Source organism: Pseudomonas sp. GZD-209 (assembly GCF_049310485.1).
Classification (GTDB): domain Bacteria; phylum Pseudomonadota; class Gammaproteobacteria; order Pseudomonadales; family Pseudomonadaceae; genus Aquipseudomonas; species Aquipseudomonas sichuanensis.
The window spans coordinates 1-15,788 of sequence record NZ_JBMOWQ010000244.1 but is presented as its reverse complement, the minus strand read 5'-3'; the positions used below and the strand labels follow the sequence as shown (position 1 = coordinate 15,788).

Genomic DNA, 15,788 nt, shown 5'->3' with positions numbered 1-15,788 from the left:
CTCCCACGCCGCCGTTTGTAGGTCGCGTGGGAGCGGGCTTGCCCCGCGACGCTTTTCAGGCCCGGAACTGCCCCAGGCTCGCCCGCAACTGCGTCGCCAGGTCGTCCAGCACCTTGCTGCTGGCCGTGGTCTGCATCACCACCTCGGCTGACCGCTCGGCCTGGGCATGGATGTTCTCCACCCGCCCACGCACCGCCTGCGCGCCATTGGCCTGCTGTTCCGCCGCACGGGTAGCCAGGCCGATCGCCGCATGCACCTGCTCCACCGCAGCCTGCACCGACTGCTGACGCCGTTCGTTGTCACGCAGCACCAGCAAGCCTTCGCTGGCCTGGCGCCCGGCCTGGCTGATGGTGGCGACCGCCTCCTTGGCACCCTCCTGCAAGGCGGTGATGTGCGACTGGATATCGCCGGTCGAACTCTGCGTCTTGCTCGCCAGCGCCCGCACCTCGTCAGCCACCACGGCGAAGCCACGCCCGGTCTCGCCCGCCCGCGCCGCCTCGATGGCGGCATTGAGCGCCAGCAGGTTGGTCTGCTCGGCAATGCCGTGGATGACCGTCAGCACCACTTCGATCTGCTCGCTTTGCTTGGCCAGCCGCTCGATCACCTGGGAGCCGGTCTCTACTTCGCCGGCCAGGTTCTCGATCAGCCGCGCCAGCTGCGTAGACGCCCGGCTGTTCTCATCGGTGGCCTGGCGGATATCCACCACCTGCTGCAATGCGGCCTGCATGGCATGGCTTTCGGCCTGGGCCTCGTCAGCCATGCTCGACAGGTCGCGCAGGCTGGCGGCCACTTCATCGCGCTGCAGCGCCGCCGCAGCGTCGGCCCCGGCATTGCGCTGGGTCATGCTGCCGATCTCCACCCCGGTGCGCTGGGCCACTTCACCAGCCTCACGCACGATGGGTTGCAGCTTGTCGACGAAGCGGTTGACCGCCGAAGCCATGTCGCCGATTTCGTCGCGGCTGTCGAGGGTCACACGCTTGGTGAGGTCGCCCTCACCCGCGGCCAGGTCGTTGAGCGCGGCAATCAGCAGGCGCAGCTTGCTGAGCACCCGGCGCCCAAGCACCACGGCGACCACCAGCAATACCCCCAGCCCGACCAGCACCAGGCCCAGACCGATACGCCAGCGCAACTCGCCTGCGGCGTCACGCACGGTCTGCGCGGTATTGGCCTGCATCGCCGTGGCGCTGTTCTGGGCGGTTTCCAGGCGGGCGCGCAGGGCCTTGCCACTGTCGGCGGCGGCGGCCACCAGGCTGTCGCCGACCAACTGCTCACCACTGCCGATCAACGCGGCAAAACGCTGGTCGAGCGCCTTCAGCTCCTGATCGACGCCCGCCGTGGAAACGCCCATCAGCACCTTGCCGATCTCGGCGCCATTGGGGCTGATGGATGCTTCGACGAAGTACACCGACGGGTCCTTGCGCGCCGCATCCAGCACCTTGTCCAGCGCCCGCTCGCCCTGGCCCTTGTCCATCAGTGCCTGGTTGATCGGGTTCTGCCGGTTGAGGTAGCGGGTCAGGTGCTGGCCCTGGGCGTCGTCATAGATCACAAACAGTACGTTGGGATTGCGCTGGGCGCGGCGGGCGAAGTCCGACAACACCGGCACGTCGTTATCCCAGATGGCCCGCGGCGCCACCGACGCCAAGAGTTCGGCCATGTCGTTGGCCGAGTCCTTGAGGTTCTTTTCCAGGGTCGCGCGCAGTTGCTGCTGCTCGCCCTGCAACCGCTCGGAAAGGCCGGCACTCAGGCGCTGGCGGGTACTGGCAGAGAGGCTGTCGAGCCCGGCGCGTACATCCTGGCCGGCCTGTTCCAGTTCTGCGGCCAGTTTCTGGCTGTCATGCCCCAGGCGCTCGCCCAAATCGGCCTCCAGGGCCGTGACCGTGCTCCGCGTCAGTGCAACGGCAACCAGCACCTGCACCAGAAGAGCGATACCAAGCGCAACAAACACAGGCCGCAACAGGCGGCTTCGTAACAGTGAAAGGATGGCAGACACGTTGTAACCCTCGTGTTTCTGGCGCCATTACTTTGATGGCATCTACGGAAACTTCTTACAGCAAGGGTTGTGCCTGAGGCATGAGGTATAAACGCCAAATATACGCAGCGATTATGCATGGGAGTGACGGTGCGCCGATGCGACTTGCCCCTCGAAGGCTGCATCGCGGGGCAAGCCCGCTCCCACGAAGCCTGCGCAAACAAAAACGCCGCGCCTCCTTGCGGGGGCGCGGCGCTCAGTCAGCTAGCGGGTAGCTGATCAGGCAAACGGATGACGCAGCACGATGGTTTCGTTGCGGTCCGGGCCAGTCGAGATGATGTCGATCGGCGCGCCGACCAGCTCCTCGATGCGCTTGATGTAATCGCGCGCGGCCTGTGGCAACTCTTCCAGGGTTTTAGCGCCCAGGGTCGACTCGCTCCAGCCTGGCATCTCTTCGTACACCGGCTCCAGGCCGATGTAGCTGTCGGCATCGGAAGGTGCGTCGATGACGGCACCGTTCTCGTTCTTGTAGCCCACGCAGATGTTGATGGTTTCCAGGCCGTCCAGTACGTCCAGCTTGGTCAGGCAGATGCCCGAGATGCTGTTGACGTCGATGGCGCGACGCAGGATTACCGCATCGAACCAGCCGCAACGACGGGCACGGCCGGTGGTGGAACCGAACTCGTGACCACGCTTGGCCAGGGTAGCGCCGGTTTCGTCGAACAGTTCGGTCGGGAACGGACCGGAACCGACACGGGTGGTGTAGGCCTTGGTGATGCCGAGGATGTAGTCCAGGTACATCGGGCCAACGCCGGAACCGGTGGAGATGCCGCCAGCGGTGGTGTTGGAGCTGGTCACGTACGGGTAGGTACCGTGGTCGATGTCCAGCAGCGAGCCCTGGGCGCCTTCGAACATGATGTCCTTGCCGGCGCGGCGCAGGTTGTGCAGCTCGGCGGTAACGTCGAGCATCATCGGCTTGAGCTGCTCGGCGTAGGCCATGCACTCGTCCAGGGTCTGCTGGAAGTCGATGGCCGGCTCTTTGTAGTAATTCACCAGCTGGAAGTTGTGGTAGTCCAGCAGCTCACCGAGCTTGGCGGCGAAACGCTCGCGGTGGAACAGGTCGCCCACACGCAGGCCGCGGCGTGCGACCTTGTCTTCGTAGGCTGGGCCGATGCCACGGCCGGTGGTGCCGATCTTGGCTTCGCCACGGGCTTTTTCACGGGCCTGATCGAGGGCCACGTGGTACGACAGGATCAGCGGGGCAGCCGGGCTGATGCGCAGACGCTCGCGCACCGGTACGCCCTTCTCTTCCAGCTTGGTGATTTCGCGCATCAGCGCATCCGGAGCAACGACCACGCCGTTGCCGATCAGGCACTGTACGCCTTCACGCAGGATGCCCGACGGAATCAGGTGCAGAACGGTCTTCTCACCGTTGATCACCAGGGTGTGACCCGCGTTGTGGCCACCTTGGTAGCGCACGACGGCGGCAGCATGTTCGGTCAGCAGATCGACGATCTTGCCTTTGCCCTCATCACCCCACTGGGTGCCCAGGACGACGACATTCTTACCCATAACACTTGTCCTCATTCACGCAAACTTGGTTGCCGGCCCATCGCCGGCGAAGAATCTCAATGGGTCAGCGGCAGAACCTGCCAGCGCCCGTCTTGCTGAATCAATTGCCGATCACAATCCGCCTCAAGGGCAGCACTCAGCGGCTGGCCAGGCAGAGCCTGGACCACACGCTGGCCCTCGTTGCGCAACTGGCAGACTTGCTGCCAGAGGGCCGCATCACCGCTGTCGGGCATCCAGATGCCGCCAGCCGGGAGTACGACCTCCGCTCGCCCCAGTGTGACCAGGGTCTTCAAATCCGTGGAGAAACCGGTAGCCGGGCGTGCCCGGCCGAAGTCGGCGCCGATGTCGTCGTAACGCCCGCCCTGGGCGATCGATTGACCCTCGCCAGGCACGAACACGGCGAACACCACGCCGGTGTGGTAGTGGTAGCCGCGCAGTTCGCCGAGGTCGAAGTACAGCGGCAGGTCCGGGTAGCGCGAGGCCAGGCGATCAGCGATCGCCAGCAGGTCGTCCAGCGCTGCCAGCACGCTGGCCGGGGCACGGCCCAGGCGCACGCGGGCTTCGGCCAGCACTTCGCGACCACCGCACAGCTCGCACAGGGCGCGCAGCATGTTGCCGAGGTCCTGCGGCAGGTTGGCGGTCAGCGCCTGAACTTCATCGACAGCCTTGCGCTGCAGGGCGTCGAACAGCTGCTGCTCGACGTCACCCGACAGGTTGGCGGCGCGGGCAAGGCCACGGTAGATGCCGACATGGCCGAGGTCCATGTGCACATCCGCCACGTCGGTCAGCTGCAGCGTGGTGAGCATCAGGCTGATGATTTCGACATCGCTGGTAGGGCTGGCGTCGCCGTACAGCTCGGCGCCCAACTGGATCGGGCTGCGCGAGGTGGACAGCGCGCGTGGCTGGGCGTGCAGCACGCTACCGGCATAGCACAGGCGGCTCGGGCCTTCGCGGCGCAGGGTGTGGGCATCGATACGCGCCACCTGCGGGGTGAAGTCGGCGCGGAAACCCATCAGGCGCCCGGACTGCGGATCGACAACCTTGAAGGTGCGCTCGTCCAGGTCCGCACCGGCACCGGTCAGCAGCGACTCCAGGTATTCGATATGGGGGGTGACCACCAGCTCGTAACCCCAGCTCTGGAACAGGTCCAACACCTGCCGACGCGCGATCTCGATGCGCGCAGCCTCAGGTGGCAGTACTTCCTCGATGCCATCTGGCAAAAGCCAGCGGTCTACCGTTGCCATTACGCCATTTCCCCTTTGGTCCGGGCGGCCACCCTGCGGGCTAGCCTTGAGTGAAACGGGCCCTGGCGGACAGCAGCGGGCAGGACCGAACCCAGCGCAGCCACCGTTACCAACACCCTTGAATACCTTGCGCCGGGGCCGTTTCATCGGCCAATCAACCTTACAGACGCAAAAAAGCCGGGAATTTCCCGGCTGCCGCATCATACACCCCTTTTCATTCAGGATGCACCCCGCCAGGCATTTTAGCTGCCGGGCGGGGGGCGCCCCTCATGAGAGCAACCTCAGGGCTTGCTCTTGTCCAGGAAACGGAAGAACTCGTTCTTCGGGTCCAGGATCAGCACGTCGCTCTTGCTGGAGAAGCTCTCGCGGTAGGCCTGCAGGCTACGGTAGAACGCGTAGAAATCGGCGTCCTGGGTGTAGGCCTTGGCATAGATGGCAGCCGACTGGGCGTCGCCATCACCACGGGTCTCTTCCGCTTCACGATACGCTTCGGCCAGCAGCACGCGGCGCTGACGATCGGCGTCGGCACGGATGCCTTCGGCCAGCTCGTTACCCTTGGCGCGGTGCTCGCGGGCTTCACGCTCACGCTCGGTGCTCATGCGGTCGAACACGCTGCGGTTGACTTCCTTGGGCAGGTCGATGGCCTTGACGCGAACGTCGACCACTTCGATGCCCAACTCCTTGCTGGCCATGCGGTTCAGCGAGGCGGTGATGTCAGCCATCAGTGCGTCACGCTCACCCGACACCACTTCGTGCAGGGTGCGCTTACCGAACTGGTCACGCAGGCCGCTTTCCAGACGACGCGACAGGCGCTCGTCGGCGATCTGCTTCATACCCGAGGTAGCGGTGTAGTAGCGCTCGGCGTCCTTGACGCGCCACTTGGCGTAGGCGTCGACCATCACTGCTTTCTTCTCCAGCGTCAGGAAACGCTGGGTCGGGGCGTCGAGGGTCATCAGGCGGGCGTCGAACTTGCGCACCTGGTTCACGTACGGCACCTTCACATGCAGGCCAGGCTGGACATCGGCCTTGACCACGCGACCGAACTGCAGCAATACCGCGCGCTCGGTTTGCGAAACGATGTAGAAGCAGTTCCAGGCGACAACGGCCAGCACCACAGCTCCGATCAGGGCGATCAGCGATTTATTGCTCATCAGCGGCTCTCCCTAGAACGCGGCGGCTGTTGTTGCTGTTGCAGGTCCTGCGCGGCGCGCGCGGCGGCGTCGTTAGCCGACGACGTCGATGCACCGGCGGCTGGAGCTGCAGCGCTGTTGCGGCTGCCTTCGACCATCTTGTCCAGCGGCAGGTAGAGCATGTTGTTCTGCCCATCCTTGGTTGCCACCAGGACTTTGCTGGAGTTGCTGTAAACCTCCTGCATGGTCTCGAGGTACAGGCGCTGGCGGGTAATTTCCGGCGCCTTGCGGTACTCGGTCACCAGCTTGGTGAAGCGATCGGCCTCACCCTTGGCGCGGGCGATGACTTCATCGCGGTAGCCGTTGGCGTCCTCGATGATGCGCTGCGCCTGACCACGGGCTTCCGGCACCACGCCGTTGGCGTAGGATTCGGCCTGGTTGCGGGCACGCTGCTCGTCTTCACGGGCACGGATCACGTCGTCGAAGGCCTCTTGCACTTCACGCGGGGCTGCCGCGCTCTGCACGTTGACCTGGGTCACGGTGATACCGGTCCGGTAGGTGTCGAGGAAACGCTGCAGGCGCTCGCGGATGTCCACGGCCATCTGCTCACGGCCTTCGGTCAGTACCTGGTCCATCGAGGTGGAACCCACCACGTGGCGCAGGGCGCTGTCGGTCGCATGCTGCAGGCTGACTTCCGGCTGGTCGACGTTGAGCACGAAGTCCTGCAGGTTGCTGATGCGGTACTGCACGGTCAGCGGCACTTCGACGATGTTCTCGTCTTCGGTGAGCATCTGGCCCTGCTTGGTGTAGGCCCGCTCACGGGTCACGTTTTCCATGTACTTGCGGTCGATCGGCGGGAAATAGATATTCAAGCCGGGGCCGACGGTCTCGTAGTACTTGCCGAAGCGCAGCACGACTGCCTGCTCCTGCTCGTCCACCACGTACACGGCGTTGTACAGCCAGATTGCCGCCAGCACCGCCAGGCCTACGCCCAGCAGGCCCAGGCCGCCACCTTTGCCGATATTGCGGTCGCTGTTGCCACCGCGCTTCTTGCCACTGCCGAACATGCCGTTCAGGCTGTCCTGCAGCTTGCGGAAGGCCTCGTCCAGATCCGGTGGACCTTTCTTGTCGCCACCGCCGCCACCGCCACCGCGACGACCGCCCCAGGGATCCTGATTGTTCGAGTTGCCACCCGGCTCGTTCCAAGCCATAGCGCTCTCCATCTGATAAAGCAAAGACGCGCCCACGGCGCGCCGTCCAATGCTACAGAATGCCTGTCACTGCTGCCCGGCGACCTCGACGAGCATTTATTGCAAAGTGTGTTGCTCGACAAACACTTGCGGCTCCATGCCTTCGCGGCTGACCAGGCGATTCAACTCGACCCTGGGCAGTCGCACGCTCAGCAGGCTGCGCCCTTCTTCATCATGCTCTTCACTCTGCACGGCACCCAACGCGAAGAATTGCGCGCGCAAGCGGGCAAATCGCTGCTCCAGGCACAGGGTTCCGACATAAAGATCATCCCCCAGCAATTCGGCAACTGCCTGGCCAACCAGCTCCAGGCCTCGTCCGTCACGTGCCGATACCCAGACCCGCTGCGGCTTGCCGTCGGCATCGCGCTGGATCTGCGGCTCGACATCTTCGAGCAGGTCGAGTTTGTTATACACCTCGAGGATCGGCAAGCCTTCAGCGCCAATCTCGCTCAGCACCGCCAATACCTGCTCGATCTGCTCCATGCGCTCGGGCTCATGGGCGTCGATCACGTGCAGCAGCAGGTCGGAGTTGCTCGACTCTTCGAGCGTAGCCCGAAATGCCTCGACCAGCTTGTGCGGCAAGTGGCGGATGAAACCCACGGTGTCGGCCAGCACGATCGGCCCAAGGTCGGCCAGTTCAAGCCGGCGCAGCGTAGGGTCGAGGGTGGCGAACAGCTGGTCCGCGGCATAGACCTCGGACTGCGTGAGGGCGTTGAACAGGGTCGACTTGCCGGCGTTGGTGTAACCCACCAGCGACACGGACGGGATGTCGGCACGCTTGCGCCCGCGACGGGCCTGCTCGCGCTGGCTGCGCACCTTCTCGAGGCGGCCCTTGATCTGGCGCAGGCGCACCCGCAACAGACGGCGGTCGGTTTCCAGCTGGGTTTCACCCGGGCCGCGCAGGCCGATACCGCCCTTTTGCCGCTCAAGGTGAGTCCAGCCGCGTACCAGCCGCGTGCTCATGTGCTCGAGCTGGGCCAGTTCGACCTGCAGCTTGCCTTCGTGAGTACGCGCCCGTTGGGCGAAGATATCGAGAATCAGCCCGGTACGGTCCAGCACGCGACACTCGAAGACACGTTCGAGGTTACGTTCCTGGCTGGGCGTGAGGGTGTGATTGAAAATCACCAGGTCAACATCTTCGGTTTTGACCAGGTCGCGCAATTCCTCGACCTTGCCGCTACCGATCAGAAACTTGGCGGTGGGCTGATGCCGTGACACTGTCGCCAGTGTAACGATCTCGGCTCCGGCCGACAGCGCCAGCTCCTGAAACTCCTGCGGGTCTTCGCGCGCCTCAGGGTTCTGACCTTCCAAGTGAACGAGCAGCGCTCGCTCACCACCACCGTGGCGCTCAAAGAACAATGCAGGCTCCTACTATTTTCAAGCGTTGCCTTGCTCGCTGTCGCCATGCTCGCCATCGGTCGGGCTAGGCAGACGAACTGGACGGGCAGGTACGACAGTCGAAATCGCGTGCTTGTAGACCATCTGGCTGACGGTGTTCTTCAGCAGCACGACGAACTGGTCGAACGATTCAATCTGGCCCTGCAACTTGATCCCGTTGACCAGATAGATCGAAACCGGGACCTTTTCTTTTCTCAAGGTGTTCAAGTAAGGGTCTTGTAGCGAATGCCCTTTTGACATATGCCGCACTCCTGTAAGGATCAATAGTAAAAAACAAGAAAATTCAGTAATTGCTGCCGCCTTTCGCAAGAATAGACGGCAATAAGCAGGGACTCAGCTCAATATGGAGACGGCCCCAAGGTATTTCAAGGTGCGGGACAGATTGTCGCAGGCCAGGCTATCCAGCCAGTGCACGTCGGACCAACCGCGCAACCAGGTGAATTGGCGCTTGGCCAATTGACGCGTGGCAATGATACCGCGTTCACGCATCTCATTCTCAGTTAGCTGGCCGTCCAGATAATCCCAGACCTGCCGATACCCCACTGCCCGTATAGACGGCAGCCCGGCGTGCAAGTCACTTCTGGCTCGCAGCGATCGGACCTCGTCGACGAAGCCCTGTTCCAGCATCTGCGAAAATCGTAACGCAATTCGCTCATGCAAAATGTGACGATCTGTAGGCGCTATGGCCAGGCTGGCGACAGTATAGGGCAAATGCCCGCTCGCGCCTGCGTCTGCGCCGCGACTTTCGGCGAATTGTCGCTGGCGGTGGGCAGTCATGCTTTCGCCGCTCACCCGGTACACCTCAAGCGCGCGAATCAGGCGCTGCGGGTCATTCGGATGGATACGCGCCGCCGACTCGGGGTCCACCTCGGCCAGCTGGCGATGCAACTCGGCCAGGCCCAGCTCGCCGGCCTGGGCCTCGAGCTCGGCGCGAACATTTGCATCGGCCGGCGGCATGTCGGCCAAGCCGTCGACCAAAGCCTTGTAATAAAGCATGGTGCCGCCGACCAGCAGCGGGATCTTGCCGCGCGCGGTGATCTCGGCCATGGCCTCGAGCGCATCGGTGCAGAACTGCTTTGCCGAATAGCTCTCGGCCGGGTCGAGGATATCGATCAGACGATGCGGATGGGCGGCCAGCACCTCTTTCGACGGTTTGGCAGTACCGATATCCATGCCGCGATAGACCAGCGCCGAATCGACACTGATCAGCTCGCACGGCAGCACCTTGGTCAGCTCGATGGCCAGGTCGGTCTTGCCGGCCGCCGTCGGGCCCATGAGGAATATCGCCGGGGGTTTCATGCTCATCTCATCGCCCCCGCAGGAACAGCTTGTCCAGGTCGTCCAGGCCCATCTGGGTCCAGGTCGGCCGGCCATGGTTGCACTGGCCGCTGCGCTCGGTGTTCTCCATGTCGCGCAGCAGGGCGTTCATTTCCGGGATCGCCAGGCGCCGGTTGGCGCGCACCGCACCGTGGCAGGCCATGGTCCCGAGCAATTCGTTCAGGTGCGCCTGGATGCGGTCGCTGCTGCCGTACTCCATCAGGTCGGCGAGTACGTCCTGCACCAGGCGGTTGGCCTCGGCCTGCTTGAGCAGCGCCGGGATCTGCCGGATCGCCAGGGTTTCCGGGCCCAGGCGCTGCAGCTCGAAGCCCAGGCGCTGGAACCACTGGGCGTGTTCTTCGGCGCAGTCGGCCTCGCGCTGGCTCAGCGCCAGCGACTCCGGCACCAGCAGCGGCTGGCCGCTCAGGCCTTCACTGGCCATGGCCACCTTGAGGCGCTCGTACATGATCCGCTCGTGGGCGGCATGCATGTCCACCAGCACCAGGCCGATGGCGTTCTCGGCCAGAATGTAGATGCCTTTGAGCTGAGCCAGGGCATAGCCCAGTGGCGGGATATCACCCTGGCTGTCCGGCAACGCTCCCGGCGCCGCTGTGGCGTTGTCCAGCGGCGCATAGAACTCGCGGTAGACCGCCTGGGCCTCACCGGCAGCGACCGGCTGGGACGGGCGCGGGGTGTATTGGTACTGATAGCCCGCGCCGGCGCCGCCCGAGGAGAACGACTGACGCGCCTCGCCCTGGGGCTGCTCCAGTACCGGCGACGCCAGGCGCATTTCGCCCTGGGGGCCGAATTCGCCGGCCTGCTGGCCGCTCGGGCGAATCAGTTCGGCGGTTGCCGCGGGGGCCGCCAGCTGGTCCTCAGGCCGCACATCGGCCAGGGCCCGGTGCAGGGTGCCATAGAGGAAATCGTGGACCATCCGCCCTTCGCGGAAGCGCACTTCGTGCTTGGTCGGGTGCACGTTGACGTCGACACCGGTCGGGTCGAGTTCGAGGAACAGCACGAAGGTCGGGTGCCGGCCATTGAACAGCACGTCGCGGTAAGCCTGGCGCACCGCGTGGGCGACCAGCTTGTCGCGCACCGCGCGGCCATTGACGAAGAAGTACTGCAGGTCTGCCTGGCTGCGCGAAAACGTCGGCAGGCCAACCCAGCCCCACAATCGCAGGCCGTTGCGCTCGACATCGATCGGTAAAGCCTGCTCGAGGAAGCCCGGGCCACAGATGGTACCCACACGCCGCGCCCGGGCCATCTCGTCGGCCGCCTCGTGCAGGCTGAAGATGGTCTTGCCGTTGTGGCGCAGGTGGAAGCCCACGTCGAAGCGCGCCAGCGCCAGGCGCCGGATGACTTCCTGCAGGTGATCGAATTCGGTTTTCTCGGCCTTGAGGAACTTGCGCCGGGCCGGGGTATTGAAGAACAGGTCACGCACCTCCACCGAGGTGCCGACCGGGTGCGCGGCTGGCTGCACGCGCGGGAGCATGTCGCGGCCTTCGGTCTCTACCTGCCAGGCTTCGCCGGCGTCGGCGGTGCGCGATGTCAGGGTCAGGCGGGCCACCGAGCTGATGGAGGCCAGGGCCTCACCGCGAAAGCCCAGGCTGAGCACGCCTTCGAGGTCTTCCAGCTCACGGATCTTGCTGGTGGCGTGGCGCGCCAGGGCCAGCGGCAGGTCGTCCGGGGCAATGCCGCTGCCGTTGTCACGTACCCGCAGCAGCTTCACGCCGCCCTGCTCGACCTCGACTTCGATCCGCCGGGCGCCGGAGTCGAGGCTGTTCTCCAGCAACTCCTTGGCCACCGAGGCCGGGCGCTCGACCACCTCGCCCGCGGCGATCTGGTTGGCCAGCCGCGGGCTGAGCAGCTGGATGCGCGAGCCGCCATTCATTGTTGCGACGCCAGGGTGGTGCCCGGAATGTCGAGGTGCTGGCCGACTTTCAGCTCATCGGTCTTCAGGCTGTTGCTGCTGCGCAGGCTGGCAACGCTGACCTGGTAGCGCACGGCGATCATTGCCAGGGTTTCGCCGGGGCGCACGGTGTGATCGCGCGGGCCCTGGGCAATCTTGCCGCTGTCACGCAGCCAGGCGATGTAGGTGCCCGGTGGCGGGTTCTGCTGGAAGAACTGGCGCACGCCGGTATGGATCGAACGGGCCAGCGCCTGCTGGTGGCTGCGCGTGGCCAGCTTGGCCGCCTCGTTGGCATTGGAGATGAACCCGGTTTCAACGAGGATCGATGGAATGTCCGGCGACTTCAGCACCATGAACCCGGCCTGCTCGACGCGCTGCTTGTGCAGCGGGGTCACCCGGCCCATGTTGCCCAGCACCTTTTGCCCAACGTTGAGGCTGGAGCTGAGGGTGGCGGTCATCGACAGGTCGAGCAGTACCCCGGCGAGCATGCGGTCCTTGTCGTCGAGGCTGACGTTGCCGGCGCCGCCGATCAGGTCGGAACGGTTTTCCGTGTCGGCCAGCCAGCGCGCGGTCTCGGAGGTGGCACCGCGGTCGGACAGGGCGAATACCGAGGCACCAAAGGCAGCCTTGGACGGCGCGGCGTCGGCGTGAATCGAGACGAACAGGTCAGCGCCCTTCTTGCGGGCGATCTCGGTGCGCTTGCGCAACGGGATGAAGTAGTCGCCGGTACGGGTCAGCTCGGCGCGATAACCCTTCTCGCTGTTGATCTGACGCTGCAGTTCCTTGGCGATGTCGAGCACGATGTCTTTCTCGTGCTGCCCACGCGAGCCCGAGGCGCCCGGGTCTTCGCCACCGTGGCCGGCGTCGATGGCCACGACGATGTCGCGCTTGCCGGCAGGTGCCGGTGGCAGCTTGATCGCGGGTTGCACCGGGGTCACCGGCACCGCCGGCGTGGTCGCGGGCGGCTGCACCGCTGGGGGCGGTGTCGGGTTGCTGGCGGCGATGGCGTCGGCTTCCTGATCGTACAGGTCGACCACCAGGCGGTTGCCATACTGGGCATTCGGCGCCAGGGTGAAGCTCTTGGGCGATACGGCCTTTTTAAGGTCGATCACCACGCGCAGGTCGGTGGGCGTGCGCTGGGCCGAGCGCATGCTGTTGATCGGCGTGTTCGAGGTGGCCACGTTCAGCGGCCCACCCAGGGTGGCACCGTTGATATCGATGACCAGGCGATCCGGCGCGGTCAGGGTGAAGACGCTGTGCTGTACAGGCCCGGACAGGTCGAAGACCAGCCGCGTGTTGTCCGGCGCACGCCACAGGCGCACGCTCTTGACTTGAGTGACAGCCGCCAGAGCGTCAACGGTCACCGTTGTCAGCAGCAGCCCAACGACAGCGACCAGTGCGCGTATGCGCATACCTTTCCCCACTTACTGTTTGATTTTCTTGGCCAGATCGGCACACCAGGCTTCGCCGCGTGCCCCCTGCGGCGACAGGTTCAGCGAGCGCCCGCCCGCTTGCGGGCTTATGGTAATGGTCAGGTCGGGCTTTGGCAAAACGCCCGCACCTTTATCGGGCCATTCGAACAGGCACAGGGCGTCGCCCTCGAAGTAATCGCGAATCCCCATGAATTCAAGCTCTTCCGGATCGACCAGACGATACAGGTCGAAGTGAAACGCGCGAATGTCGCCGATCTCGTAGGGTTCGACCACGGTGAAGGTCGGGCTTTTGACCGGGCCGGTGTGGCCCAGGCCACGGATCAGGCCGCGGGACAGGGTGGTCTTGCCGGCGCCCAGGTCGCCCTCGAGAAAGATCACGCCATGACCGCCGGTCACTTCAGCCAGCTTCGCGCCGAAGTCGACGGTGGCCTCTTCATCGGCCAAAAACAGGGTTATGCCAGACACGCTGAATGTTCCTCCAACAATTCTCTAATGACCGCAACCAGATCGCTGGCCGCCAGGCCTCTTCCCTCAACCCCCAGCCGCTCGCCGGCACGGGCATGCAGCCACACCCCCAGGCAGGCTGCCTGCCAGGCGTCCAGCCCTTGGGCCAGCAACGCCGCCAGCACCCCGGTGAGCACATCGCCCAGCCCCGCGCCGGCCATGGCCGGATGACCGTGATCGCACAGCGCCAGCCGCCCGGCAGGGTCAGCCACCAGCGTACCGGCGCCCTTGAGCACACAGACGCTGGCATATTTGCGCGCCAGCTTGCGCGCGGCACCGGGCCGGTCGGCCTGCACCGCTTCGGTGGAGATCCCCAGCAGGCGCGCCGCCTCCCCCGGGTGCGGGGTCAGCACGCTGCCGCTGGGCAGCGCCAGCGGCGATCGCGCCAGCAGGTTGAGCGCATCGGCATCCCAGACTTGCGGCAGGTGCGCGTTGGCCACCGCCGACAACAGGCTGCGCCCCCAGGCCGCCTGCCCCAGCCCTGGCCCGACCACCAGCACCGAGGCACGCTCCAGCGGCCCCATCAACTGATTGGCCGAGCTCACGCCCAACCACATGGTTTCGGGCAGACGGGCCAACCCGGCAGCGACATGTTCGGGGCGCGTGGCCACACTGACCAGGCCGGCGCCACAACGCAGCGCGGCTTGGGCACTTAGCATCACCGCCCCGCCGGTGCCCAGATCGCCACCGACCACCAGCACATGGCCGAAGTCAGACTTGTGGGCGCCAGCAGCACGCGGCGGCAAGCCGGCCAGGGTCAGCCGATTGAGCGGTTGCGGGGTATTACCGGGGTGTTTGGTCTGAGGCATGGGGTCAAAGGCTCCGATGTCTGGCAGAATTATACGCACCTACACCCGTAATGCCTTGCCCATCCATGCCTGCCACGCTTCCAGACATCAACACATTGGCCCAATCGATCAAGGATTGGGGCCAGGAACTCGGTTTTGCCCACGTCGGCATCGCCGGCGTGGACCTTGGCGAGCACGAACAGCACCTGCAGCGCTGGCTCGCGGCCGGCTACCAGGGCGAGATGGAATACATGGGCGAGCACGGCACCAAGCGTTCGCGCCCCGCCGAGCTGATCCCCGGTACCCTGCGGGTGATCTCGCTGCGCATGGACTACCTGCCGGGCGACACGCAGATGGCGCAACGCCTGGCCCAGCCGGAAAAAGCCTATATCGCGCGCTACGCCCTGGGCCGCGACTACCACAAGCTGGTGCGCAAGCGCGTGCAGCACTTCGCCGACCGCATCCAGGAAGCCATCGGCCCGTTCGGCTACCGCGCCTTCGTCGACAGCGCCCCGGTGCTGGAGAAAGCCCTGGCGCAGGAAGCTGGCCTGGGCTGGATCGGCAAGAACACCTTGCTGCTCAACCGCAAGGCCGGCAGCTACTTCTTCCTCGCCGAACTGTTCGTCGACCTGCCGCTGCCGATCGACGGCGTGCAGGGCAGCGACCACTGTGGCCGCTGCCAGGCCTGCCTGGACATCTGCCCGACCCAGGCCTTCGTCGGCCCTTACCAGCTCGATGCACGGCGGTGCATTTCCTACCTGACCATCGAGCTGCGCCACGCCATTCCCGTGGAACTGCGCCCGCTGATCGGCAACCGGGTGTTCGGCTGCGACGACTGCCAACTGGTCTGCCCATGGAACCGCTTCGCCAAGACCACCACCGAGGATGACTTCATGCCACGGCGCGGCTTGGACAACGTCGAGTTGGCCGAGCTGTTCCTGTGGGATGAAAAGCGCTTTCTCGGCAGCACCGAAGGCTCGCCGTTGCGGCGTGCGGGGTATGAGCGGTTTTCCCGCAACCTGGCGGTGGGGCTGGGCAACGCGCCTACCACGATCCCGGTTGTAGAAGCGCTGAAAGCACGGCGCAACGACCCGTCGGCGTTAGTGCGCGAGCATGTGGAGTGGGCGCTGGGGCGGCACGGCGTCCTGTAGGCGATCATTCAGCCTTTCGGCGTGCGCAATCGCACAACGTGAAAGCGGCGGTACGTGGGAGCGGGCTTGCCCCGCGATCTCGGCGAAGCCGGTGCATCCAATCGCGGGGCAAGCCCGCTCCCA

At 65.1% G+C, this 15,788-nt stretch carries 13 protein-coding genes; 1 reads left to right on the top strand and 12 read right to left on the bottom strand.

All coding sequences use genetic code 11. The features are described 5' to 3' along the window. Nucleotides 1-55 precede the first annotated feature (55 nt). The 12 genes from ACO6VM_RS24225 to ACO6VM_RS24170 all read right to left on the bottom strand — a co-directional run bounded on the left by ACO6VM_RS24225 (nt 56) and on the right by ACO6VM_RS24170 (nt 14,535). The gene (locus ACO6VM_RS24225) at nt 56-1,990 is read right to left on the bottom strand and encodes a methyl-accepting chemotaxis protein (RefSeq protein WP_401055417.1); all 1,935 of its coding nucleotides are present in this window, start codon (nt 1,988-1,990) and stop codon (nt 56-58) included. Nucleotides 1,991-2,248: 258 nt separating this feature from the next. Next, the gene (locus ACO6VM_RS24220) at nt 2,249-3,541 is read right to left on the bottom strand and encodes an adenylosuccinate synthase (RefSeq protein WP_016489441.1); all 1,293 of its coding nucleotides are present in this window, start codon (nt 3,539-3,541) and stop codon (nt 2,249-2,251) included. Nucleotides 3,542-3,597: 56 nt separating this feature from the next. Further along, entirely contained in the window at nt 3,598-4,785 is a 1,188-nt protein-coding gene (locus tag ACO6VM_RS24215) for an ATP phosphoribosyltransferase regulatory subunit (RefSeq protein ID WP_347151168.1), read from the bottom strand. Between the two features lie 281 nt (nt 4,786-5,066). Continuing rightward, nucleotides 5,067-5,936: a protease modulator HflC gene (hflC, locus tag ACO6VM_RS24210; protein ID WP_401055420.1), complete on the bottom strand. Its 870-nt coding sequence runs from the start codon at nt 5,934-5,936 to the stop codon at nt 5,067-5,069. Next, nucleotides 5,936-7,126, bottom strand: a complete 1,191-nt coding sequence (gene hflK, locus ACO6VM_RS24205) for an FtsH protease activity modulator HflK (protein ID WP_401055422.1) — start codon at nt 7,124-7,126, stop codon at nt 5,936-5,938. The genes hflC and hflK overlap by 1 nt, the downstream gene beginning before the upstream one ends. A 96-nt stretch (nt 7,127-7,222) precedes the next feature. Next, entirely contained in the window at nt 7,223-8,524 is a 1,302-nt protein-coding gene (gene hflX / locus ACO6VM_RS24200; protein WP_422403906.1) for a ribosome rescue GTPase HflX, read from the bottom strand. 18 nt (nt 8,525-8,542) lie between these two features. Next, nucleotides 8,543-8,803 carry an RNA chaperone Hfq gene (gene hfq / locus ACO6VM_RS24195; RefSeq protein ID WP_110996133.1) on the bottom strand — a complete coding sequence of 87 codons (261 nt, stop codon included), beginning with the start codon at nt 8,801-8,803 and terminating at the stop codon, nt 8,543-8,545. A gap of 93 nt (nt 8,804-8,896) precedes the next feature. After that, nucleotides 8,897-9,868 carry a tRNA (adenosine(37)-N6)-dimethylallyltransferase MiaA gene (miaA, locus tag ACO6VM_RS24190; protein WP_401055426.1) on the bottom strand — a complete coding sequence of 324 codons (972 nt, stop codon included), beginning with the start codon at nt 9,866-9,868 and terminating at the stop codon, nt 8,897-8,899. A 1-nt stretch (nt 9,869) separates the two neighbouring features. Further along, nucleotides 9,870-11,771 carry a DNA mismatch repair endonuclease MutL gene (gene mutL, locus ACO6VM_RS24185; protein ID WP_401055428.1) on the bottom strand — a complete coding sequence of 634 codons (1,902 nt, stop codon included), beginning with the start codon at nt 11,769-11,771 and terminating at the stop codon, nt 9,870-9,872. After that, nucleotides 11,768-13,201: an N-acetylmuramoyl-L-alanine amidase gene (locus tag ACO6VM_RS24180; protein WP_153786169.1), complete on the bottom strand. Its 1,434-nt coding sequence runs from the start codon at nt 13,199-13,201 to the stop codon at nt 11,768-11,770. The genes mutL and ACO6VM_RS24180 overlap by 4 nt, the downstream gene beginning before the upstream one ends. 12 nt (nt 13,202-13,213) lie before the next feature. Then, on the bottom strand, nt 13,214-13,678 hold the full coding sequence (tsaE, locus tag ACO6VM_RS24175) for a tRNA (adenosine(37)-N6)-threonylcarbamoyltransferase complex ATPase subunit type 1 TsaE (RefSeq protein WP_371923667.1): 465 nt from the start codon (nt 13,676-13,678) through the stop codon (nt 13,214-13,216). After that, on the bottom strand, nt 13,675-14,535 hold the full coding sequence (locus tag ACO6VM_RS24170; protein WP_401055430.1) for an NAD(P)H-hydrate dehydratase: 861 nt from the start codon (nt 14,533-14,535) through the stop codon (nt 13,675-13,677). The genes tsaE and ACO6VM_RS24170 overlap by 4 nt, the downstream gene beginning before the upstream one ends. Nucleotides 14,536-14,600: 65 nt before the next feature. Between ACO6VM_RS24170 and queG the strand changes: the two genes are divergently transcribed. Continuing rightward, the gene (gene queG, locus ACO6VM_RS24165; RefSeq protein WP_125465761.1) at nt 14,601-15,665 is read left to right on the top strand and encodes a tRNA epoxyqueuosine(34) reductase QueG; all 1,065 of its coding nucleotides are present in this window, start codon (nt 14,601-14,603) and stop codon (nt 15,663-15,665) included. The last annotated feature ends 123 nt before the right edge of the window (nt 15,666-15,788 follow it).

Coding starts and splice junctions, on each gene's coding strand:
- ACO6VM_RS24170 (WP_401055430.1), bottom strand. CDS start 14,535: ATGCCTCAGACCAAACACCCCGGTAATACCCCGCAACCGCTCAATCGG.
- ACO6VM_RS24215 (WP_347151168.1), bottom strand. CDS start 4,785: ATGGCAACGGTAGACCGCTGGCTTTTGCCAGATGGCATCGAGGAAGTA.
- queG (WP_125465761.1), top strand. CDS start 14,601: ATGCCTGCCACGCTTCCAGACATCAACACATTGGCCCAATCGATCAAG.
- miaA (WP_401055426.1), bottom strand. CDS start 9,868: ATGAGCATGAAACCCCCGGCGATATTCCTCATGGGCCCGACGGCGGCC.
- hflC (WP_401055420.1), bottom strand. CDS start 5,936: ATGAGCAATAAATCGCTGATCGCCCTGATCGGAGCTGTGGTGCTGGCC.
- hfq (WP_110996133.1), bottom strand. CDS start 8,803: ATGTCAAAAGGGCATTCGCTACAAGACCCTTACTTGAACACCTTGAGA.
- ACO6VM_RS24220 (WP_016489441.1), bottom strand. CDS start 3,541: ATGGGTAAGAATGTCGTCGTCCTGGGCACCCAGTGGGGTGATGAGGGC.
- mutL (WP_401055428.1), bottom strand. CDS start 11,771: ATGAATGGCGGCTCGCGCATCCAGCTGCTCAGCCCGCGGCTGGCCAAC.
- hflK (WP_401055422.1), bottom strand. CDS start 7,126: ATGGCTTGGAACGAGCCGGGTGGCAACTCGAACAATCAGGATCCCTGG.
- ACO6VM_RS24180 (WP_153786169.1), bottom strand. CDS start 13,201: ATGCGCATACGCGCACTGGTCGCTGTCGTTGGGCTGCTGCTGACAACG.